A 21,403-nucleotide genomic window follows, 5' to 3' on the forward strand; every position below is an offset into this window, starting at 1 on the left:
TCACGCGATGATAAATATCTGTCTATTGTCTATCGGTAAATTGAATGATGAGCTATCGCGGAGAATAAATATATTGCAGGGTTTCTGAAAAACACATGCAGACTTTTACATTCAAGTGACAATGTTTGAGTCTTTTGGATTTTCAATTCGCTATGCTGTATGGCAGTTACTGGCAGCCGGCGAGCCGGTAAAAACATGCCGTTCTCCCGATATTCTGTTGTTGGGTATATTCGATGCAGAATTAAGGATGACTTCATTGATTTAAATCAATTACTTCTGATAGGAATCTGCATGAGCCATGACCACCTCGGTTGCGCCTGCTGCAACCTGCCTCACCTGCCAACGCTGACCAGCGGCCTGCTGACGGAAAGCGCACTCAGCGGCGAACTGGATGCCGCGTTTCAACAAGCATATGCGCCGCACGGCGGGAAGCTGGGGCCGCAAGCCGTGATCTTTTATAACGGCGTCATCCATACCTTGGCCACGGGCGGCAGCGAGCAGGTGGATGCCCTGGGCATCGCCGGCGGCACCATCATCGCTACAGGCACGCTGCACGAAGTGCGCCAGGCCATGCAGACGCACCAGCCGGACGAGACGGACCTGCATGGCCGTACCTTGCTGCCAGGCTTCGTCGAAGCCCACATGCACGTGCTGCCCAGCGCGCTGTACAAGAGTTGGCTGTCGCTGACGCCTTTCCAACAGGCACCCCGGCAACAGGAGTTGAATCCGGAATACAGTTTCCAGAGCATCCGCCAGCAGATACTCAGCGCGCTGGCGCAGCCGGAAAAGCTCCAGAAAGACAAGAAAGGCAATCCCTGGCTGCTCGGTTTTGGCGTCGATCCTTCGCTGATGCAGCCTTGGGAAGACATCACCGCCAGCCAGCTGGACCCGTTGAGCAGCACGGTGCCTATCCTGCTGATGAACTCTTCCGGCCACCTTGCCTATCTGAATACCGCTGCGCTGAACGCGGCGAACATCCAGGACAACCCTTCCGGCGTGCTGACCGAGATCAAGATCGCCGAAGCGCTGCTGGCCGCGCCGCAGCCCAAGCTGCCGGAATTTATTGCTAGCCTGAAGCAGGTGCTGGAGAATGCCTCCGCCATGGGCTTTACCACCGTCTTCGACGCCGGCCTGGGCGCCACCGAGCAGCCGCAGCTGGAGATCGGCCTGCTCAAGCTGGCGGCCCATCTCGGTCCCGTGCGCATCGGCGCCGCGCTGTTTACCAAACCCGAAGCCGCAGCGCTGGACAAGTGGCTGCAGCATTACAAGCCGGACCTTGACAGCCACGGCGACCAGCGTTTCAGCATCAAGGCGATCAAGCTGATTGCCGATGGCTCCAACCAGGGCTTGACCGGTTACCAGAACCAGCCTTATGCCTGCTCGCATGAACATTCGATACCTGGCGTGCCCGACACCGGCTTGAGCAATTACCCCCAGACATCCTTGTTTACAAGCATGCTGGGCAAGGCGGTGGGGCAGGGCTGGCCCGTGCTGGTCCACGCCAACGGCGACAAGGCGGTGGAATATGTGCTGGACAGCTACCAGCAGGTATTGACGGCGCAGCCGGGCGGCATCAGCGAAGAGGAAGCGCAAAAGCGGCGCAAGCTGCGCCTGCGCGTCGAGCACGCATCGCTGCTGAATGATGTAGCCATCAATAAAATGGCGGAACTGCAATTGAACCCCAGTTTCCTCATCGGCCACGTCGGCTATTGGGGGTACTCGTTCCAGAGCACCATTTTTGGCCGGGAGGGGGCCCAGTTGCTGGACCGCTGCCATTCGGCGGTGCAAGCGGGTATGCACATCAGCTTGCACTCGGACCATTTCGTCTCGCCGCTGGGGCCCTTGCGCATGATGGAGCAGGCGGTGTTCCGCACCATGGAAGCGACGTCGGGGAAGGACGTGCTGAATCCGGGCGAGTGCCTGAGCCGCATGGCGGCCTTGCGCGCCGTCACGCTCGATGCCGCCTGGCATTGCCACATGGATCATCTGGTGGGTTCGCTGGAAGCCGGCAAGCGGGCTGACCTGGTGATCCTTGCGCAAGACCCGCTGGACGAGACGGTGCGCAAGCTGCGCGACATCGTGGTGGAGGAGACCTGGCTGGCAGGAGTCAGAGTGCATCGCCACGGCAATGCGCCAGGCAACATTGCGCGATAAGCCGCCGCAATGCAACAGCCCCCGATAGCTGCCGGCAGCTATCGGGGGCTGTTAGTTACCGCGGGACGTTACCGGCTCAGGCCAGCTTGTGCTTGCCTGCCGAGAAACGGTTCCAGCCATAGCCGGCGACGATGATGGCCAGGATGGCCGCTTGCGCCAGCAAGGTTTCCAGGGTCGGCAGGATGCCCAGCAGATCGACGCGGATGAAATCGACGGGGCTCACGCCGACCCAGCCCGCTTCCTGCAGCGCGGCCACGCCTTTGCCCATCAGGATCACGGCCAGCACGGCCACGAAGGCGGACGTCCACGAGAAGAATTTGCCGATAGGCATGCGCGCGCTGGTGCGCAGCAAGGCCCAGGCGATCACGACCAGCAGCACGATGGCCACCAGGAAGCCGCCCAGCAGGGCGCCGCCATTGCCGTCCGCCGCCAGGGCGGAATAGAACAGCACGGTTTCAAAGACTTCGCGGTAGACGGCGATGAAGGCCAGCGCGAACAGGCCCCAGGCGGAGCGCCGCGACATGGCTGCCGTGAGTTTCTCGTGCAGGTATTCCTGCCAGCGTCCGGCGCTACTCTTCTGGTGCATCCACAAGCCCACGCTGAGCAAGACCAGGGCCGCAAACACGGACCCGAGGCCTTCGCTCACTTCGCGGCTGGCGCCGCTGATGGTCACCAGATACGTTGCCGCCACCCACGTCAGGCCGCCCGCCACCAGCGCGCTGGCCCAGCCCGCATGCACGTAGGGCAGCACGTCGTTGCGCTTGGCCTTGCGCAGGAAGGCGATGATGCCGATCACGATCAGCAACGCTTCCACGCCTTCGCGCAGCAAGATCGTCAGGGCACCGACAAAGGTCGTCATCGGATCGGCCTTGGCGTCGCCCAGTTCCGCTTCCACGTGGGTAAACAGTTGCTGCAGCTTTTCGCCGGCCGCGTCGGCATCGGCCACCGTGCCCTTGGCCACGGCGGAGCGGTAAACCAGCATGGCGTTTTCCACGGCCAGCAGCAGCGATTTGTTGCGCGCGCCGACCATCGGTTCGATCGGCTCGAAGCCGTCCAGGTAGGCGGACAGGCCCAGGCGGGTGGCGCCCGCGCGGTCGCCCGCGTGCATGGCGGCCAGGCTTTCGGCCAGGCGCAAACGCGACAGGGCCAGGCCGGCCGGCTTGTGCGCCTCGGCCTTGTCCGGATGGCGGCGCAGATACGCCGTCAAGGCTTGCGCCTCGTCCGCGCCCAGCTTGGCGGCCGCCGCTTCCTGCGTCAGCGTCGTCACGGCGGCCAGGTCCGCGTACAGTTTTTTGCTGCGCGGATCGTCCTGCCACAGTGTTTCGCCGCGCGCGCCTGCCGCCGCATCGTGCGACATGCCGCCGATATAGAAGGCCAGGTCCCAGCGCTCGTCTTCGGACAGCTGGCCAAAGCTGGCCATCGAGGTGCCGGCCACGCCTTGCGAGATGACCTGGTACAGCGCCATCAGGCTGCGCGACTGCGCCCGTTCGCCATCCGTGAAGGCGATCGGTTTCGGCTCCAGGCTGGCCGCCAGCGGACCGTCGCCGCCGCCGGCCACGCCGTGGCAAGAGGCGCACTGGGCCGCATACAGGGCGGCGCCGCGCGCCAGGTTGGGCAGCACTTTCGGCGCCACGGGAATCGGATAGGCGGCGATCAGCAAGCCGTTCGCGTGGTGCGCCAGGCGCTTGACTTCCGCGCCATCCGCCTTGGCGACGACGGCTTTGCGCAGGTCGGCGATGGCGGCGGCAATGGTCGCTTTCGAGGCGTGGGCGGGCAGGGCGGCGATCTGCGTCGTCGCGTTGTCGGTAAAATCGAGCATTTCCGCGTACTCCGCCTCGCTCACCACCTTGCCGTGCTCGACGGCGCCGCTGTAATCGACGGCAACATAGTCGATCAATTGCCACAGCTGCTTGGCCCCCGTGTCCTGCCCGGTCGCTTGCGCCTGCGCGCCGCCAGCCAGCAGCAGGGCGGCTGCCATCAGGAGATGGCAAACGAGCCGTTTCTTCATTTTGATGAACATGATTCTCATTCTCATTTCTTGTTAACCCGGCGACTATAGGACAGCTACTGCGGGGTGTCAACGCGCGCACGGGGTTGGGGCGTCCGATTATTGACTTGAAAGAGCAGATTCTATTTGTCAATTAGGCCTGGCACGCATCAAGACAAGTCTCATACAGGACAAGTTGATGAGTTTTTTGTATCCTTTTTGAAAGATAATGTGCGCAATACGCAGGGGGATTTCTCCGTTATTCAAAAATACATACAGTATTTTGAATGACGCATTCTCAAGAAATGTCCCATTCAATATGGGATGTCATGATGAGAACGGCAATCGCTGGCATGGCGATTTCTATAGAGGCAAAGAAGCCACGCGCGCTTGTCGAGTCCTGATGAGAGTTGCGGCGGCAAAGATGTGGAACGCCTGTAGCCGTATCATCGCAGCAGGTGCGAGAGAGATATGCAAGCAGGAGGCGCGCCTGTAGCGGTGTTGGCCGACCGCGGCGGAAATGCTGCATCAAAGTGCCGCGTGTCCAGCGACCACGCCTGTTTAATGACGATATACAGCCGGTAATGATTATTTGGGCCATGAAAATGCATACGCCAATTCGGGTAATTGCCTTTGGCGTATCGCATCTGAAAACACCAACGCGGCGCTTGCTATTGAGGTAAGCCGCCTGCATGCAAAACGCGGTGCGCTAGCGCTTAAAGTCAGTACAGCCGCAAGCGGTCGAATGGTGCTATTGCTTGCATGGGTGCTTACTTTCCTGAGCCGAGGCGGCATCCAATAACGGAACAGATATCAGCTTTGCGCCTGCTTTTTTTCGTCGATGGCGACAATAACGTTTGGCATATTCTCTTTTCACGGCAATCCGGCGTGGACACTGGGTGGCGCAGATGGAAAAGTCGCCGCTACGGTGGTGCGCCAGCTTGCAACACCTGTTCAACGGCCAACGCCGCCCGATGTGGCAGCCGGCTGATGTCCTCTGAGCGATATTTTTCCAGAATCTGCTGCGCATCGACGGAGCCGACTATCTGCAACGCGGCCACTGTTTCAGCGGCCACCAGTGGTGCAAGCATGGCCTGTTGCAGCAGAGAGCCTAATTGCGCGACGATCGTCTGGCATAAAGATCGGCTCGACCGGTGCGTACGGCAAGGTGGGAATGAGGCTGATCGATGTCGGAAACTCCGATCACGTCGTGAATCTGACCTGAGTTCGGGTTTGGGGATAATGACAGCATCCACCTTGCCGGCAGTAGTGGAAAACGCGGGAAATCCCGGAGGCGGCCGACAATGATCTGGTCCACCGCCAGCACGGCAGCGTGAATGTCCATCAGTCCGGCATGCATGCCGTGTGCAAGCGTATCTTCCTGGCGTTTTCAAGGCAGCCAGATGGATGGCTGCTCCGCGTCGTGGGTTTGCCCGCGCCCGCGCTCGCGGTTGCGCGCCTGTCCGCTCAGGTGACCGGGGATGTTCACGCCGCCGGCCTTGGCCCAGCCCGGATACCCGAGCCACCAGCGCTTGAGCGGATTGCTGCCATGATGAATATAGGTATGCAGTGCCTGGCTGCTGTATTGTTGAGTGGCGAGTATGGGTTTCAGGTTCAAGGGGTGATTCTTGACTGCGTTCTCGATCGCATCCGGCAGCCACCGGTATTTGGTGCCGCGATGGAGGAAAACATGGTGCACCTGGGTGTACTTGGGCAACGGTGAAAAGCGGCTGTAATACTTGCCGTACCACTTGCGCGCCGCATTCCATGTCTGTGAATTGGCTTTGAATCCCAGCCGGAAGCCACCCTTGACCAGGCCCTTGCCGAGGGTGCTGACGAGGAACAGGTCGGACACGGCAAGCAAGCCGTTGAAAGTGCCCCAGCCATAATGGCCTTGCTGAAAATCATGAATGGCTTGCCTGCCGCTGCCCCAGACGGGAATCAGGCTTTCCCATGGACCCGGTTCGGCTACGCCCGTAGCGCTCGCGTGCGCCAGGGACTTGCCGGCATGGGCAGCCATGCCGTCGTGCTCGCGCAGCTGCGGCGCCCGTTCGTGCCGCTGCGTCCCCGGAGCCGCTTTGCCGTCCGCGCCGCGTTCGGGGCGCGGCATGAGGTTCTTCTCGGGCAGGCCGCCGGCCTTGGGCTTGTCGACCGTGGCGTGGGCGCGTCCGTGGCTGACGCTCTTTTCCGACCGCTGAAACGACAGCCTCCCCGGCGCCTCCACCGTCCGGGAGTCCCTTTCGCGGGTCCAGAATTCCATCTTGAAACTGCCATCAAAGCCTTTCAAACTTTCATGGCGAACGACATGGCCATGGAGCTCGGTTTTTTCGTAGCCGCTGATCCGTCCGCCATTCGAGGTGCGCGCCGAGGTGTGCACCCAGCCCCGGCCGTTCGACTCCGTCAAGACGGCGGAACGGCCGGTATCGTCGCTGTGGAAGACAAGCCGCAGGCTGTTGCCATGGGCCGATGTGCCATTGCTGGAGCGCACCTTGCCGCCGATGCGCTCCTGCACCGACTGGTCGGTGATCGACGGGTCCTTTGCCAGGCGTTCCAGCTCCAGCTGCTTTTGCCGCTCAGGATTGCTCGTCTCGCGCTGTTTTTTCGATTGTCCACCGGGACTGGACGACGCGCCGTGCTTTTCGGGCGTGGCAGCCGCGCGTTTTTCCGCCGGCCTGGCCGCTTTCGCATCGGCCGATTCCCTCGCCAGCCGTTGCGAGCCTGCGCCTTGCGCCTGGCCCGCGCGCGCAGCTTTATCCGAGGCGACGCGTGCCGACTGGCGCCGCTCGCTGCCGCGTTGCTGCGCCTCCTTGACGCTGCGTTCGTTGCGTGCGCGGTCCTGGCTGGCCCTGGAATCGCCCTTGCCCGGCTTGTCGTGCCGCTCGCCCGGGTCGACACGGTTCTTCTCGGCCTTCGGTTCCGCCTTTTTCCCGGGCGAGGGCGTTGCAGCGTCGCGATTCCCGTTTTTCCCGGTCATCACACACCACCGCGCATGCGTAACAGCTGGATCGCCATGTGATGCGGCAGGGGCGAACCGCCCACGGTTTCGGCGCCGCTACCGGGCGCCAGCACGGCATGAACCGGCGCGCTCAGGCTCCGGTTGACGCCGGCAGGCGCGTGCGGCATCGGGCATGACAGTTCCAGCCGATAGCGGATGCCGCTGTTGGCGGCCCAGTCGACGACGTTGCCTGTCTCCGCCGGGTTCTCGCTGATGGCCGCCGTATTGCCGCCGTCATCGCGCAGGATGCGCACTGTGATCGTCACGGCACGATCCGCGGCCAGCGCGCTCCAGTCCCAGTGGATGGACGTCGCGGAAAGCATGCCCGGCATGGGCACGACCACGGGAGCCGGCGGTTCGGGCAGGGTCGTGCTGGTGAGAAAGGCGGGCGCAGGGTCGGTGCTGGCCGCGCCGAGCAGGGCCGTGACCTGGAAAAGATAGCGTCGATTCGGCACCAGGCCGGTAAAGGCCGCGGCGGCTTCGACGCTGTTGAGCGTGTGCCTGCCCTCCGAACCTTCCAGTTCGCTGACATAGCCGCTGGCGTCCGCCACGGGATCCCAGCGGAAGGACAGCGCTTGCGGGTGCCGGTCCGCAACAGCGTCATGCACCACGACGGATGGAAACGGCGTTGCCATTACGGCCTGCCCAGGGCGATCTCGGTTTCGAAGCGGTCGAACTGCACGTTCAGCGGCAGGTGGATGGTTTCCACGCTGCCGTCCGGGTGCGACAGCTGCTGCCCCGAACAGTTCTCGATATCGATGATCAGATCCCATTCATCGTCATCGGCGTCATGCCCCCGTACCGACACGATGCTGCCAGCCATGCGCAGCTCATCGCCGCCTTCAAAAATATTGCGCACCTTGAGAGCCACCTGGTCGCCGACACCGACCAGGCCCTTGAACTGGATCAGGCCGACCAGCCGCAGCCGCTCGTCGCTTTCAATGCGCAGCACCGGTTCACCGGCCTGGACGAATTCGCCCACATCCTTGAAGATGGCCGTGATCCGGCCGGCGAACGGGGCTACCAGGAAGGTGTCGAGAAAGGCCAGCTGGCGCAGGCGCACGTCGAGCACCAGCGCTTCATCCTCGGCATCGACGATCGATTCGAAATGCAGCAGTTGCAGGCTTTCCACCTCGAGATCCTTGCGGCCCGCCGCCAGGTCGACCAGTGCCGAGCGCGAGCCGATGTCCTCGTCCGCGCTGGGGTAGGCGTGGCTGGGCATCTCGGTTGTCGTCAGCACGGGCTTTTGCAGCGTTTCGCTCACCTGGGTCAGCACGCCGCGGGTACCCGTGTAGCTGCCGCCGGCATTCATGTCGACGGCCAGCTCCTCGCTAATGGGCTGGAACGCGCCATTCTTGAATACCTTGGGGTTGGCGACCACCGGATCGACCGTATGCACCATCGCGGCGGGCAGGCCGCCGCCGCCGATCGTGATCTTGTAGCTCTCCGTCTGCACCTGCAGGGGTGCGGAATAGGTCTTGGTGACGGGCGCCACGTCACCGGCGTGCCGGCTTTCGGAGGTGGTCGACGTCACCACGGCGGCATGGCTGGCCGCATACGACTGGCGCAGCGCCTGGTAGCGTGTTTCCACCCGCTGCTGCAAATCGAGCGTGTCCTGCTGGCGCGCCGCATTGTTGGCGCGCAGGATAGGGCCGATGGCGGCGGAGTCCGCGAAATTTTGCAGGTACAGGGAGCGGTGCTTCGCGATCGCCTGGTCGATTTCCGCGCCCAGCTTGCCGTTGACCTGCACGAACAGCGCGGCGCACGCCAAATCCTGCTCAAGCGATTGCGCCGTTGCCACCAAGCTGCCTTTGCGGTCGCCGCCGGCAACGCGCTCGTGTAGCCGCTGCTGTATCGATTCGAGCAGCGCAGCGCTGGACGCGACCGCCGCGCCCAGCAATGTCTGGTTTCCTTGCCGCCCGAGAATGCCAGGCGTGGCAAAGGCGAGGTCGGCCGACTTGTAGGGCCGTACCGACAGCGAACGAATTTTTCCTGGCCTCATGTCAGCCTCGCGCAGAAGAAAGAATGGAGCAGTTCACGCTGCTGTCGCCGGTCTTGGCAGTCGCTGCCCTGACGCTCAGCACACGGTCCAGGTCGAGCGCATACACGTCGCCGGACCGCAGCCGCAGGCAGCGCCGCCGCACCCAGAAAAACCAGCTGCGCTCGAAGATGAGCAAGGTCACGTCCTCGCCGATTTCTTCCACCTGCACGCACAGGGTGGCGCTGCAGCCGCGATGAGCGTCGGGCGGCGAATCGGCAGCGCCCCAGATCGTCGTTTCACATGCCGCACGGATCTTCCTTCTGTAACTGAACATGGCTCGGCTCTTTCAGGGAGGGGTTAGGTGTGCTGCTCCGGTGCACCTTGCGCCAGTTGCTCTGACAGCAGCGGAAGAAGATGGGTGGGGACGAAGCGATGGATGAAACCGCATTCTGTGCAGATCGCGACGTCGAGATAGGCGGTCAGCATTTTTTTGCCGAGCAAGGCCAGCTCGGCCGGATGAGATTGCCTGTCAACGAGCAACTTGACGTTGCCGCAGCAGATGCACTTGGTTCCGGCGGGAAGGCTCATCGCATATTTCCATTTGTAATCGAAACCAGGGAAAGATCGGGCGACACGGATGGCAAAGACTGGATCAGGTCAGGCGCAACTGACACTTCGGCAGTGTAAAGATGAGCGCGCTTGAATGATTGTTGCAAAGTTCACAATGAAAGGCAATGACTTGCATCAACAGCCCCGCCCACCGGCGACGCAGCCTGCGCGCGCAACCGCGACTGCGCACAGGCTGGTGACACCGGGGATCGCGCGCAGGCCGCTACACTGCGAGGGGAGAAGCGGAGCCTATTTTTTCACCTTCGACATGCTGCCTATGCGCTGTCCCTGCAAGACGGAAATACAATCGAGCACGCCAGGTTGAAACAGCAGGATATTGAGCGATCCGCCATAAGCAAAATAACCGAGTTCCTCGCCTTTCTTGATCTTGACGGGGGTGCCGCCCGGACGCACGTAGGTGTCGCTCACCACCGATGGATGTATCGCGCTGATGGTGTTCAGTCCGACCGGCACCACTGCCACGTAGCCGTAATCCGTCGTTTCGATGATGAAATAGGCACGGTGGAAGTCTTCAAAAATGCTGAAGTCGGTATCGCTTTCGCCGATATTGCCTTCGCCGAACCAGTGCTCGCCATCCATGATGCCGTTGTAGATACCCGGAACTTCCATGCCTTCCACGATATTGCCGCTGACCGGCGCATGGTAATGGTGGTAACTGGTCGGCATCAATACGCAGGAAAGGGCGGTGCCGCCCACGAAATGCCTGGCAAATTTGGAATTATTCAGCAATTGCGTTACATTCAATTCCCGCGTCTTGACCGGCAGGGAAGTCTTGAGCGTGAGGTTCGATTCGATGAAGTTGATTTCGGTATCGCCTGAAGCCACCAGTATGGAATTATCCTCGGGATCGGAAACAGGACGGGGATTGTAGGCGGCACTGATATTCAGGCGACGGGTAAAGAATTCATTGAAAGTCTTGAAGCCGCCTGCAGGAATGATGAAGTCCCTGTTCGGAAACGTCGCCATCCATTCCTTCAGATAATCCTGATTGATGGAGGCAGGCGAGTCCATGAAATGGCCGCGCTCCTTGATGAATTTGACCGACCAGTTGAATATCTCCCTCGAGTATTCTTCCGCATGACCGCTTTTGCTTTGCAACCTGTTCATGAAATAGAATGCCTGTGGATTATTCACATAGAAAAAGGTCAATGGAACAATGAAACCCAGGCCGCTGTCTGGCTGCGGCAGGAAGGTAAACCATTTGTCGAAATAGCCGACGAAATCATCCACCGTGGTATTGGTCCAAGGGTTTTCCTGTTGCATGCCCAGTTCCATGATGAATGGATCCAGGTTGGCAATGGCGGTGTTGTAAGCCGCTTCGACCACTGGATTGCGTACGATCACCCGCAACTCATCCATGATCTTTTTCATTTCAGCTGTATGCGCCGGATATACGCCATCGGGAAACATTCCAACCAATGGGTTTTTTGATTTGGCGTCTTGATTTATCTGTTCCATAATTTCAATCATCTTTCAAGTGAGAAATTTACATATCGGTGAGCAGAGAAATACACATACACAGTCAATACAAGGTGATACAAGGACATACCGCACAACATTGCGCAGACAAACCCATCCGCACTCAAATTTTTCTGCACGACGATACCAAGCGATTCAAATCCGCTCATCGCCATCGCCATGCAAAACAGCATCAGCAAGCAATACGCCAGGCGCGGCAAGATCTGCGCCCGCATGCCGCGCCGGATGCGCAGCCACCATCCTGTGCCGGCCGCAACGGAGCCTTGCTCTGGTACTGCGACGGCATGAAAACCCAGGCATATCCACAGCAGCATCGCGACAGTCGTGATGGGGAACCATTGGAAATGAAATTCGATATGCCGCCATATGCCGGTGAGGAATGCTTCCTGCATGGCGCTACGGCACTGCGACAACAGGAAAACAGGCGACACGCGCCAAAAGTCGCCCAGGCTGGCAATACTGATCAAGGCGCTACACCCGAGCAGGGACCAGATGGCACTGCGCCGCCGATGCAGGTGAAAGAGCAGCCAGGATGTCGTTACCAGACACGCGCCACTGAGCGCTCCCCATAGCCACAGGGTCGGTACCTGGTGTGGCAGCAGCGGCAGCAAGGTTGCCAGCCAGGAAAAGCAAAATAGCAGGAGCAGATCGCGTGCAGGCCGGGGGGAACGCCAGCTTGCCGATCCGATAAGAGAGCGGGCACGTGCCGCCGCTCCAGGATGCCATGCGTGGGGGAGGGTCACTTTATCCTTCCGCATAATTTTCACCATGCTCCTGTTACCAGACAAAGAATTCTTTGCGGTAGGACAAATTGAAAGAGATACGTGGATCACGCAGGCTGAAAGAGCGCAATTCCATGTCTTTCAGCCTGCGTTGCTGTTGCTTATTTCAGGCTGACCCGCAAGGCCTTCCTGAGGGGCGCCGCAGTCGACGCCAGCGCCAGCGTATTCACGCCAGGATCGGCCTGGTGGCCGACAATTTCAGCACTGAAGGTCGTGTCGGAATTCGCTACCACACTCTGTGGCAGGTGATTCAAACTGAAGTGTGCCTTGACATTCAAATGCGTCTGGCAGTTGGCGCAACCCTGGATCGCATTCCGGCTCAGGACGGACTGGACGCCGACCAGGTGTTTCTGGCCATTCACCGTGGCATAGCCTGCGATCAGGAAGGAGCCGCGGACGGCCGCCTTGTTGGCGCCAGACACCGTCAATACCTGGCCGCTGTAACCTTCCGATACGTTCAGCATCTGTTGTCGGCACGCCCCGGTTTGCGGCCAGCTCGCCTGGTCAAGCGAGCCGATCGAATAGGTGTAATTCAACTGCTGCTCGATATTCACCACGTCGCTGGCGACTTGCACCTTGCCGTTCGCATCGACAAATGGCATCAGCGGCGAGTCCATCGACAGCCAGACATTGCCGGCCACCCCGGGCGTAGGTCCCTGATTATCGACAGAATTGGTGCCCGGATATTGGGGAATGATATCGAGTGTGTTGAGGTTGCCAGTTTTCTTTTGCCAGACCCAGAACATGCGGTCGACATTACAGTGATGGAAATAGAAAATCGGATCCAGGCCCGCCGTGTCATTTTCACCCATGTCGCCATTGGCGCCAACGATCGGCGATCCGTCAAAATTCTGCGTGGCGACCGTTGTAATATCGACGCCGCCGACCGCGACGTGCATATCGTTATGCGGCTGTTCAAGCGGCACTGCCAGAGTTTCACCGGTACTCAGTAAATCATTGTAATTCTGGGCAGACGTCGTATTCGAGAAAACCGTATAATTGGGCGCATTCAAGCAATTCTGGTAGGCAGTATGGATGCCGGCCGATATCGTTGTATTGTTATTGACGTTATCCGGTTGAATATTGATAACGGCAAGATTGAGCCAGTTAACCACGTTCTGGTTAAGCACGACAACCGCTTCGGCCGCGTTCCACTGGCTGTTGTGCAGCTTAGTCACGGCCAGATTGGCAGGCGTGCCCACCAGGCCGGAATAAGGGTAGCGAACCGTCGTGTAGCCTGCATTCTTGGTATACAAGCCTCCCGCGCCACCTTCCTGGTCCGTGGAGATATTATCCGTAATATTGACTGGAAACGTGAATGAGCGCAGCGGATTCGGAATCTTATTTCCATTGCTATAGGTGAAAAACTCGTCCGTCAGGCAGGATGGTATGCCTTGCGCCAGTGAGTATTCATCTGTTTCATCCCAATACGGCAACATCACGCTTTCACATCCTGGAATGCTTTGCAATGCCTTTTCCAGTTTCACCAGATACAATCTGTGCCAGGTTGGAAACAGGACGTTTCCGTGATTGCACCAGCCGCCCCACCATGCGCTGCTGCCATATCCAGCGCCGCGGAACGGTTCGCCGTGATAACCGCCAAGCACAAAAAATGAATTGAGGTTGGAGGAATCCAGCGCCTTGATGCCAGCCCAGGCAGTCATCAGGTTTTCCAGGGTTTCAGTATCCGTCTTGTTCTCGAAATTGGTCTGGATTTCCAAAATGGAACGACGAACGCCCATCGATATTTGTGCCATATTTTACCTTGTCGTGGTTTTGTACAAGAAAGAAATACCCTGAAAATCCAGTGATGCATACTGCGTTCGACGGTCGTACATTTCTTCTCATCATCATCTTTATTATTGAACGATAAAACAAGTAACATCTCGGCTCAAAAAGTTACATCCATTTGTTACTTGCATAAAAATAATAAGCAGCCACCCAAATTTTCTGTCAAATACTGCTCAACGCATGGCGCGGCCAGGCTTCGGGGCGATGCCGGCAAGATTGGCCTTGCGTATCAGTGCGCAGGGAGCGTGGCGCGGGCGCAGGCCCACGCGTACGGCGGGCGGGGAGGGGAGAACATCAGGAAACGGCACTGCGCCAATTCTCCGATTCCTGTGCCAGATCAAAAGAGCATTGACATTAACGTTGACTTTAGTCTTAGAGTAGAGCCACGGCTGGGCAGGCAGGGCGGGGGATCCGTCCTGAAAGCAAACGTTGCCAGGCCGTTCGAGTCGTTCCCGTCGTCTCGCCCAAACCGTAAAGGAGCAGGATTTTACCGAGTGACAGCAAGCAGCTCATACCTCACCAGGTGGCAACTCACACATTACATAGGAGTACGGACCATGGCATACGTCACAACGCAGGATGGAGTCGAGATATTCTACAAAGACTGGGGGCCGCGCGAGGCGCAGGTGATCTTCTTCCATCATGGCTGGCCGCTCAGCGCTGACGACTGGGATGCGCAGATGCTGTTTTTCCTGGCCAACGGTTTTCGGGTAGTGGCTCACGATCGGCGCGGCCATGGGCGCTCCAGCCAAGTCGGGGACGGCCATGACATGGACCATTATGCCGATGACGTGGCGGCGCTCGTGAACCACCTCGGCGTGCAGAAGGCCGTCCACATCGGCCATTCCACGGGCGGCGGCGAAGTCGTCCGCTATATTGCCCGTCACGGCGAGGATCGCGTATCCAGGGCGGTGCTCATCAGCGCGGTGCCGCCCTTAATGGTGAAGACCGATGGCAATCCGGGCGGCCTCCCCAAGGAGGTTTTCGACAACTTCCAGGTCCAGCTCGCGGCGAACCGGGCGCAGTTTTACCGCGACATTCCTGCCGGCCCTTTCTATGGCTACAACCGCCCCGACGCCAAGCCGTCGGAAGGCGTCATCCTGAATTGGTGGCGGCAGGGCATGATGGGTAGTGTCAAGGCCCATTACGACGGTATCGTGGCTTTCTCGCAGACCGACTTCACCGACGACTTGAAGAGCATCAGCATTCCCGTACTGGTCATGCATGGCGACGACGACCAGATCGTCCCTTATGAAAATTCCGCGCCCTTGTCGGCGAAGCTGCTGAGGAACGGCATCTTGAAAACCTATCCGGGATTCCCGCACGGCATGCCGACTTCCAACGCCGACACGATCAACGCCGACCTGCTGGCGTTTGTGCGAGGCTAACAGCCACGGGCGCCGGTGGATCACCCCCTGGCGCCCGCCGGCCCGCTGTTGGTGCGGGCCTGGCGAGATGCGCGCAAGATCATTTTTCGGCGTCGAGGGCTGCGAGTGGCTTCGGCGCATACAGTGCACTCTGGAATTCTGGCACGTATTCATATTTCATCATTTTCCCCAGCTTCAGTGTCTTGATGTAGGTGGAGAAGCTGCCGTCGCCCAGCCGTCAGGCATTGCGCGGTTTATCCATCCTGCGGCGATACTGCCAGTTCTTGACTTTGGTTTCCAATTGCTGAATCAGCAGCGCCAGGGCAGGGGCCACATCGGGCCTGGTACGCTTTCCGTGGCTGAGGCGTCGCAGTTGATACTTCACCATCGCCATATAGGCGATGGACGACAGCACCTTGTTTTTCCAGGTGATCGCTCTAAGCAACGGAATTGCTGATGTGTCAGAAGCCCATGCTTCAGGCAGGCGCGGATTGATTGCCAGCGCCGTGCCCATGCCCGCCATATCGATGCCGCTGCTCAGCACTTGCTCCACTACCTGATAACGGCGTATGCCGCCTGTCACCATGATGGGCATCCGGGCCACCGTTGCGATGTCTTTGGCAAATTCCAGAAAATAGGCCTCGCGGGCAAGCGTGCGGCCATCGCGGGTCTGGCCGTGCATGGCCGGCGCCTCATAACTGCCGCCGGACAATTCAATCAGGTCCACCCCCATGGGATTGAGCATGGAGACAACTTTCTTGGCGTCCTCCGAACTGAATCCACCCTTTTGGAAATCCGCCGAGTTGAGCTTCACCGCAACGGCAAAGCCTTTGCCCACCGCCTGTCGCACCTCCTGGACGATGTCGACCAGCAGCCGCGCGCGATTTTCAAGTGAACCGCCCCAGCGGTCAGTACGCTTGTTGGTGATGGGGGACAGGAATTGGCTGATCAGGTAGCCGTGTGCGGCATGCAGTTGCACGCCCGTAAAGCCGAACCTTTCGGCCAGCCGTGCGGTCCTGACAAAGCGCTGTCTGACGTCGGCAATGTCGGCCTCCGTCATTTCCCGCGGAGCCGAAAACTGCTTTGAAAAGTTCCCCAGGTCCATGGGCACGGGTGACGGTGCGATGGTTTCCTGTCCCATTGCAGCGGGCATCTGGCGTCCCGGGTGATTGATCTGCATCCAGATCTGCGCGCCTTGTGCGCGGGCGGTTCGGGACCATTGCTCAAAACGTTCGCCAAATTGTGCGGACTCGAGAACCACGCCTCCCGGTCCCGTCATGGCGCGGTGGTCGATCATCACATTTCCAGTGATCATCAGGCCAACGCCACCGTCAGCCCACGCACGGTACAGGCGAATCAGCTCCGCCGAAGGAGCATGATCTTTATCCGCCATATTCTCTTCCATGGCGGCCTTTGCCAGGCGGTTCGGAATGACTGCCCCATTGGGCAGCGTCAGTGCAGTGAAGGGTTTCATCGTTATTTTCCAAGGTTGCGATACGCTCACGATAAGCTTTAAGCTAACTTGAAGGTCAAGCCCTAAAACGAAAAATTTTGCGCATCTATCCCGGTCGAGACAAGCGTTTGCAGAACTGCCATCCTTTGAACAGAAAAAACCATCGGCTGCGCACTGGGCCCTTGACCTTGAAGTTGGCTTCAAGCTTATAGTTGATCGTGCCGTGTCAGCGGACATGGCCTGGTACTTTCAACCATGTGGAGGACAATCCAAAAAGTGCCCTAGCTGCTGCAAAGTGAGATGGAGAGCAAGGGGGCGCGCTATGCAAAGGGCTTTATCCCGTTTGGCAGCTTCGTGATTACAGATGGCCGCTTCGTCACGGGCCAGAGTCCCGGATCGGGCAAGGAAGTGGCACAAGCGCTACTCAAGGCGCTGCAGAATAACAAACCGCAATAATGACTAATACAATGTTGCAAACGATTGTACAACAGGAAAAACTATGAAAATTGGTGAATTGGCCAAGCGCAGTGGCCTTGCCGCATCGACGATTCGATTCTACGAATCGAAGGGCTTGCTGAAAGTCGTGAGCCGGCAATCGAACGGCTACCGTGACTATCCGCTTGAAGCCGTGGCGGTGCTATCCATTATCAGTGATGCGCAGCAGGCTGGCTTTTCCCTGGATGAAATCAGGCAAGTCCTGCCAGAGGATATATCCTCATGGCGACATGATGATTTGATGGTGGCCCTCAAAAAGAAGATTGCGGATATTGAATCACTCGAAGTCCGCCTAGCCCAGAACAAAGCCCATCTGCTGTCGCTGATTCAACTGATCGATGCAAAACCTGATGATCTGGCTTGCAAGGACAATGTCGCCAGAGTCATGGAAAGCATCGGCATAGCCAGTAAAAGTGAAATATAGAACACAAGACCGGTGATTTTTGGAAGCCCATGGATTCAATCGGGGCAAAACGCGCCGGGAGAGAAGGCCGCCGTGTCGTAATCGAGACCAGCATGCAGCGGAAACTGGCGTCGGCCCATGGGCAGTGGCCTGAGCCAGTATCCCAGCATCAGCGACGAAGAAGCAGGGCGAAGGTAGCGGGTTAACTGTTCCGGCTGCCAGCAGAAAACCACCTGCGCCACGGCTTGCAGCAACAGGCAGCGAATTCCCGGAACGTCAGGGTGAAGACCCGAAGCACCGACACCTAGAGCGACGGCGACTACAGTTGCAGGCAAAGTTGCGGCCGCAGCGGCAAGCCATGATGCAACGCAGGGAGAAACGATACGCTCAAATCATCGGGTGCCCGTTGGCTGCTGCGTTCTGACCGGCTGAAAAATCGCTGTACGACGAACAGGCAACAGGGCAATTTGGCGAACAGCTTGCGACCAGTCAACGTGCCGCGCGCCAGATGGAAGTAATGTGGGAACTCGTCACCAGGAACGAAAAGCCGCTAACCTCCATCATAAATTTGACATAATATAAATTATGCGAAGTATTGGATGTATATGGGAAAAACCCCATTTTGCTCGATCGCCAGTCGCATATGCGATTTTGTCATGTTTCGGCTTCGCCGTTCGTTTGTCATCGCTGCGCCGCCTGCCTGCTTCGGACCTGGCTACCGGCGCATATCACGCTGCCGGCAATGGCCACGTGCGCTCTCGGCTCATGCGTCGGTGCTGTATCCGCGCTAGTGAAACGTTTTGCTCTTCTTGGGATTGGGTATGCCCTTTGCCTGCGGCTTGTAAAACATGCCGCCGGTAATGACGCCGTTGCGCAAGTCCTGGGTCCAGTCGTCGATGATGACGCGTAGTTTTGCCCGGTTGCTGATCCAGCGCTGCCTGGCGCCATCGATCTTGTTGTAGAAATCCAGATTGGCGAGGTTCCTGGCCGTCAGCGAATCGAGCAATTCTATGTAGTGCTGGGTGCCGGCCGTCGTGCTTTGCGATTCGAGGATGCCGATATTGTCCATGTAGCGTTGCAGCTCCTGCGCGGCCAGCGAGCTGTCCGTGTTGGGCTTGGCAAGGTGCTGGAAGTTATCCAGTTCATATTGAATATGCTGTTGTTGCCTGACCAGCATGTCGCTATGGGCCGAATAACGGCGTTCGCGCTTGGCAACGCCACCGTAGGTCCACGATGTCTTCGCCGTCGCATCCGGCAAAAAATGGTTGGCCAGCGTCATGTTCGGCGTCGTATTGGTTTTCTGCGGCGTGACATCGGTAAATACGACCTTGCAATTCTGGAAAAAATTCAGCATGTGCGGGTCAATGGTCGTGTTGTTGTTGCTTTGATTTTCATTGGCCCAGCCAGCCCATAAATTCATCGGTTCCCAGATGCAGACCGTATCGAAATTGTGCAAGCCGCTGGCGTCCCAATGGGGTTTGATTCTCAGGGTTTTCAGGTCGGCTGCCTGGATGATATTCATGGGATCATCATAGGCGCCGCCGCCCAGGATCATCAGGTAAAACACGAGGATGGCGCGCTCGAATGTATTCGGCCCCTGGGCCTGGGCCAGTTCAAAGAGATCGAGCAGATCGGTCTGGCGCACCTTGTGCCGTTTGTTCAGTGCGCTGGCCATGCTGCCGAGCGCGTCAAATTCCCCCACCACGGCCACGGCCGTCGATTCCGCCAAAAACAATTCGAGTGCCAGTTTGTCCATCTGCGCGTCTCCACCTGCTCAAGAGCCATCCCTTTGCGGCAATGGCCAAGATAATCAATGTCGGGTCTATTTGCAACGTTATAACAAGCCATGGAACGGCGTACGTATCAGCCCGATACAAACAGGTAACAGCAGGCCAGCACCGCATGCACAACGCCCTTGCCTTGGCGCCACGCTGTCGCGTGTCAGATTGCTGCCCATGAGCGAGATATGCATGAAATCATTGCCTTGCAGAGTATTTTGAATCAAAAGTCTTAACATCTGACCTTGTCCCAGCCCTGCCTGCGCGCGACCATCGCGCTTGCCATCGCTGCTGATTTGTCCGCCTGCGCCAGCCAGCCTGCCTGGCCCCCGGCCATCGCACGCGCTGCCGTCCGGCATCGTCTTCCCTTCCCCGCCCTGCTCCCGGCGCCGTGTCAAGCCGCGCCGCTGGCGCCCATCCAGTCACCATACCAGCGGCCCGGAAAATCAGCACTGGTATGGCTCGGATTGCCCAGTCTATGGGGAGATGCCGCAACTGGTATTGTGATCTTGCGCAAAGAATAAAACCAGTTGACTACCACCTGTAATGCTTGCACTCTGGAAAATCGGACGGTGATGAACCGGACCGCCATGATAAAAAACACACAAGGAGATGCAAGTGAACCGGACAGTCATGAATACCCTCATCGTTACCCTCTTCGGGGGCACTTTGGCCGCGTGCGGCGGCGGCAGTGAAGGATCCGCCGCGGGCGCCAGCCAGCTGCTGGCCGGCACGACGGAAGCCGTCGCCTGCTACACGCCGTGGAACAGCAGCACCGCCTACAACGGCGGCGGCAAGGCCAGCTACAACAATGTCAATTACAACGCCAACTGGTGGACACAAGGCAATAACCCATCGACCAGCAGCGGCGGCGCCGGCAGCGGCCAGCCGTGGACGGCGGTGGGCGAATGCGGCACGCCAACGCCAACCCCGACACCTACCCCGACACCTACCCCGACTCCCACACCAACACCTACTCCGACACCAACGCCAACGCCAACCCCGACTCCGACGCCCACACCGACTCCAACTCCAACTCCAACGCCTACACCGACTCCAACGCCTACACCGACTCCGACTCCGACTCCGACGCCCACCGGCCTGGCGAAGCACGCGCTGATCGGCTACTGGCACAATTTCACCAATCCGAGCGGCGCCACCTACCCGATCAGCCAGGTCAGTGACGACTGGGATGTGATCGTCGTCTCGTTCGGCGACAACGCGGGCGGCGGCAATGTCAGCCTGACCATCGACCCGGGCGCCGGCACGGAAGCGCAATTCATCGCCGACGTGGCCGCCAAGCGGGCGAAAGGCAAGAAAGTCATCCTGTCGCTGGGCGGGCAAAACGGCTCCGTTTCCGTCGGCAACACGGCCGAAGCCACCAACTTCACCAACAGCCTGTACGCCATCATCACGAAATATGGCTTCGACGGCATCGACCTGGACCTGGAAAACGGCGTGGCGCAAGGCGCTGCCATCCAGACCTACCTGCCGATTGCCGTGAAAAACCTGAAAGCCAAGGTCGGCAACAGTTTTTACCTGTCGATGGCGCCCGAATGGGTGTACGTGGAAGGCGGCTATACGAGCTACGGCAGCATCTGGGGCGCCTATATTCCCATCATCAACGCCCTGCGCTCCGAGCTGACGGTGCTGCACCCGCAGTACTACAACAATGGCGACATCTACACGCCGTACGCCACGGGCGCCATCAAGGCCGGTTCGGCGGACCAGCTGGTGGCCACGGCGCGCATGCTGATCGAAGGCTTTAATTATGGCAGCAACACCTTCGCCGGCTTGCGTCCTGACCAGGTGGGCTTCGGCGTGCCGTCGGGCCGCAGCTCGGCCGGCTCGGGTTTTACCACCAACGCCGACGTCAGCAACGCCCTCAATTGCCTGACGCGCCTGCTCAACTGCGGCACCATCAAGCCCTTGCAGGCGTATCCGGACTTCCGCGGCGTGATGACGTGGTCGATCAACTGGGACCGCCACGACAACTATAACTTCTCCGTGCCGACGAAGAATGTGCTGAAAACCTTGCCATAAGGCGCCAGGCAGGCCGGAGAAGGACTCCCCTCCTCCGGCCTGCCGTTTCTGCACACACTATATAT

18 protein-coding genes are annotated in these 21,403 nt (G+C 59.1%); 5 read left to right on the forward strand and 13 right to left on the reverse strand.

Features of this window, described 5'->3' with window-relative positions:
• Positions 1-291: 291 nt before the first annotated feature.
• Entirely contained in the window at positions 292-2,154 is a 1,863-nt protein-coding gene (locus O0880_RS12410) for an amidohydrolase (protein ID WP_289886715.1), read from the forward strand.
• Between the two features lie 76 nt (positions 2,155-2,230).
• Here the strand turns inward: O0880_RS12410 and O0880_RS12415 are convergent, their stop codons facing one another.
• The 10 genes from O0880_RS12415 to O0880_RS12460 form a co-directional block, all read right to left on the reverse strand.
• A complete protein-coding gene (locus O0880_RS12415) occupies positions 2,231-4,174 on the reverse strand; it encodes a cytochrome c/FTR1 family iron permease (RefSeq protein ID WP_289886716.1) in 1,944 nt (647 codons plus the stop codon).
• A gap of 890 nt (positions 4,175-5,064) precedes the next feature.
• On the reverse strand, positions 5,065-5,232 hold the full coding sequence (locus tag O0880_RS12420; protein WP_289886717.1) for a hypothetical protein: 168 nt from the start codon (positions 5,230-5,232) through the stop codon (positions 5,065-5,067).
• A 299-nt stretch (positions 5,233-5,531) separates the two neighbouring features.
• Positions 5,532-7,115, reverse strand: coding sequence for a hypothetical protein (locus O0880_RS12425; protein ID WP_289886718.1), 1,584 nt, complete (start codon positions 7,113-7,115; stop codon positions 5,532-5,534).
• Positions 7,115-7,744 carry a hypothetical protein gene (locus O0880_RS12430; protein WP_289886719.1) on the reverse strand — a complete coding sequence of 210 codons (630 nt, stop codon included), beginning with the start codon at positions 7,742-7,744 and terminating at the stop codon, positions 7,115-7,117. The genes O0880_RS12425 and O0880_RS12430 overlap by 1 nt, the downstream gene beginning before the upstream one ends.
• A gap of 26 nt (positions 7,745-7,770) precedes the next feature.
• On the reverse strand, positions 7,771-9,138 hold the full coding sequence (locus tag O0880_RS12435; protein ID WP_289886720.1) for an HlyD family secretion protein: 1,368 nt from the start codon (positions 9,136-9,138) through the stop codon (positions 7,771-7,773).
• A gap of 1 nt (position 9,139) precedes the next feature.
• A complete protein-coding gene (locus O0880_RS12440) occupies positions 9,140-9,451 on the reverse strand; it encodes a hypothetical protein (RefSeq protein ID WP_289886721.1) in 312 nt (103 codons plus the stop codon).
• Between the two features lie 23 nt (positions 9,452-9,474).
• Positions 9,475-9,705: a hypothetical protein gene (locus O0880_RS12445; RefSeq protein ID WP_289886722.1), complete on the reverse strand. Its 231-nt coding sequence runs from the start codon at positions 9,703-9,705 to the stop codon at positions 9,475-9,477.
• Between the two features lie 270 nt (positions 9,706-9,975).
• Positions 9,976-11,217 (reverse strand): phosphatidylserine decarboxylase, encoded by a 1,242-nt coding sequence (locus O0880_RS12450; RefSeq protein WP_289886723.1) that lies wholly within the window; start codon positions 11,215-11,217, stop codon positions 9,976-9,978.
• The gene (locus O0880_RS12455; protein WP_289886724.1) at positions 11,214-11,969 is read right to left on the reverse strand and encodes a hypothetical protein; all 756 of its coding nucleotides are present in this window, start codon (positions 11,967-11,969) and stop codon (positions 11,214-11,216) included. The genes O0880_RS12450 and O0880_RS12455 overlap by 4 nt, the downstream gene beginning before the upstream one ends.
• A gap of 140 nt (positions 11,970-12,109) precedes the next feature.
• The gene (locus O0880_RS12460) at positions 12,110-13,765 is read right to left on the reverse strand and encodes a tyrosinase family protein (RefSeq protein ID WP_156894809.1); all 1,656 of its coding nucleotides are present in this window, start codon (positions 13,763-13,765) and stop codon (positions 12,110-12,112) included.
• 591 nt (positions 13,766-14,356) lie between these two features.
• On the opposite strand from O0880_RS12460, the gene O0880_RS12465 reads away from it, so the two are divergent.
• A complete protein-coding gene (locus O0880_RS12465) occupies positions 14,357-15,187 on the forward strand; it encodes an alpha/beta hydrolase (protein WP_289886725.1) in 831 nt (276 codons plus the stop codon).
• 217 nt (positions 15,188-15,404) lie between these two features.
• On the opposite strand, the gene O0880_RS12470 is transcribed toward O0880_RS12465, so the two are convergent.
• Positions 15,405-16,640, reverse strand: a complete 1,236-nt coding sequence (locus O0880_RS12470) for an NADH:flavin oxidoreductase/NADH oxidase family protein (RefSeq protein WP_289886726.1) — start codon at positions 16,638-16,640, stop codon at positions 15,405-15,407.
• A gap of 279 nt (positions 16,641-16,919) precedes the next feature.
• Between O0880_RS12470 and O0880_RS12475 the strand changes: the two genes are divergently transcribed.
• Together O0880_RS12475 and O0880_RS12480 are read left to right on the forward strand one after the other, a co-directional pair.
• A complete protein-coding gene (locus O0880_RS12475) occupies positions 16,920-17,075 on the forward strand; it encodes a hypothetical protein (RefSeq protein ID WP_289886727.1) in 156 nt (51 codons plus the stop codon).
• 43 nt (positions 17,076-17,118) lie between these two features.
• Entirely contained in the window at positions 17,119-17,538 is a 420-nt protein-coding gene (locus O0880_RS12480; RefSeq protein ID WP_071323617.1) for a MerR family transcriptional regulator, read from the forward strand.
• Between the two features lie 766 nt (positions 17,539-18,304).
• Here O0880_RS12480 and O0880_RS12485 read toward each other — a convergent pair.
• Both O0880_RS12485 and O0880_RS12490 read right to left on the reverse strand, forming a co-directional pair.
• Positions 18,305-19,273 (reverse strand): hypothetical protein, encoded by a 969-nt coding sequence (locus O0880_RS12485; protein ID WP_289886728.1) that lies wholly within the window; start codon positions 19,271-19,273, stop codon positions 18,305-18,307.
• A gap of 78 nt (positions 19,274-19,351) precedes the next feature.
• The gene (locus tag O0880_RS12490) at positions 19,352-19,654 is read right to left on the reverse strand and encodes a hypothetical protein (RefSeq protein WP_289886729.1); all 303 of its coding nucleotides are present in this window, start codon (positions 19,652-19,654) and stop codon (positions 19,352-19,354) included.
• A 274-nt stretch (positions 19,655-19,928) separates the two neighbouring features.
• Here O0880_RS12490 and O0880_RS12495 point away from each other — a divergent pair, with 274 nt between their 5' ends.
• A complete protein-coding gene (locus O0880_RS12495; protein WP_289886730.1) occupies positions 19,929-21,338 on the forward strand; it encodes a glycosyl hydrolase family 18 protein in 1,410 nt (469 codons plus the stop codon).
• Positions 21,339-21,403: the final 65 nt, after the last annotated feature.

Source organism: Janthinobacterium sp. SUN118 (assembly GCF_030397695.1).
Classification (GTDB): domain Bacteria; phylum Pseudomonadota; class Gammaproteobacteria; order Burkholderiales; family Burkholderiaceae_D; genus Janthinobacterium.

What these genes read in the sequence shown, in the direction of transcription:
- O0880_RS12410 (WP_289886715.1), top strand. Translation starts at nt 292, where the DNA reads ATGAGCCATGACCACCTCGGTTGCGCCTGCTGCAACCTGCCTCACCTG.
- O0880_RS12415 (WP_289886716.1), bottom strand. Translation starts at nt 4,174, where the DNA reads ATGTTCATCAAAATGAAGAAACGGCTCGTTTGCCATCTCCTGATGGCA.
- O0880_RS12420 (WP_289886717.1), bottom strand. Translation starts at nt 5,232, where the DNA reads ATGCTTGCACCACTGGTGGCCGCTGAAACAGTGGCCGCGTTGCAGATA.
- O0880_RS12425 (WP_289886718.1), bottom strand. Translation starts at nt 7,115, where the DNA reads ATGACCGGGAAAAACGGGAATCGCGACGCTGCAACGCCCTCGCCCGGG.
- O0880_RS12435 (WP_289886720.1), bottom strand. Translation starts at nt 9,138, where the DNA reads ATGAGGCCAGGAAAAATTCGTTCGCTGTCGGTACGGCCCTACAAGTCG.
- O0880_RS12440 (WP_289886721.1), bottom strand. Translation starts at nt 9,451, where the DNA reads ATGTTCAGTTACAGAAGGAAGATCCGTGCGGCATGTGAAACGACGATC.
- O0880_RS12445 (WP_289886722.1), bottom strand. Translation starts at nt 9,705, where the DNA reads ATGAGCCTTCCCGCCGGAACCAAGTGCATCTGCTGCGGCAACGTCAAG.
- O0880_RS12450 (WP_289886723.1), bottom strand. Translation starts at nt 11,217, where the DNA reads ATGATTGAAATTATGGAACAGATAAATCAAGACGCCAAATCAAAAAAC.
- O0880_RS12460 (WP_156894809.1), bottom strand. Translation starts at nt 13,765, where the DNA reads ATGGCACAAATATCGATGGGCGTTCGTCGTTCCATTTTGGAAATCCAG.
- O0880_RS12465 (WP_289886725.1), top strand. Translation starts at nt 14,357, where the DNA reads ATGGCATACGTCACAACGCAGGATGGAGTCGAGATATTCTACAAAGAC.
- O0880_RS12470 (WP_289886726.1), bottom strand. Translation starts at nt 16,640, where the DNA reads ATGAAACCCTTCACTGCACTGACGCTGCCCAATGGGGCAGTCATTCCG.
- O0880_RS12475 (WP_289886727.1), top strand. Translation starts at nt 16,920, where the DNA reads ATGGAGAGCAAGGGGGCGCGCTATGCAAAGGGCTTTATCCCGTTTGGC.
- O0880_RS12480 (WP_071323617.1), top strand. Translation starts at nt 17,119, where the DNA reads ATGAAAATTGGTGAATTGGCCAAGCGCAGTGGCCTTGCCGCATCGACG.
- O0880_RS12485 (WP_289886728.1), bottom strand. Translation starts at nt 19,273, where the DNA reads ATGGACAAACTGGCACTCGAATTGTTTTTGGCGGAATCGACGGCCGTG.
- O0880_RS12490 (WP_289886729.1), bottom strand. Translation starts at nt 19,654, where the DNA reads ATGCCGGACGGCAGCGCGTGCGATGGCCGGGGGCCAGGCAGGCTGGCT.
- O0880_RS12495 (WP_289886730.1), top strand. Translation starts at nt 19,929, where the DNA reads ATGAATACCCTCATCGTTACCCTCTTCGGGGGCACTTTGGCCGCGTGC.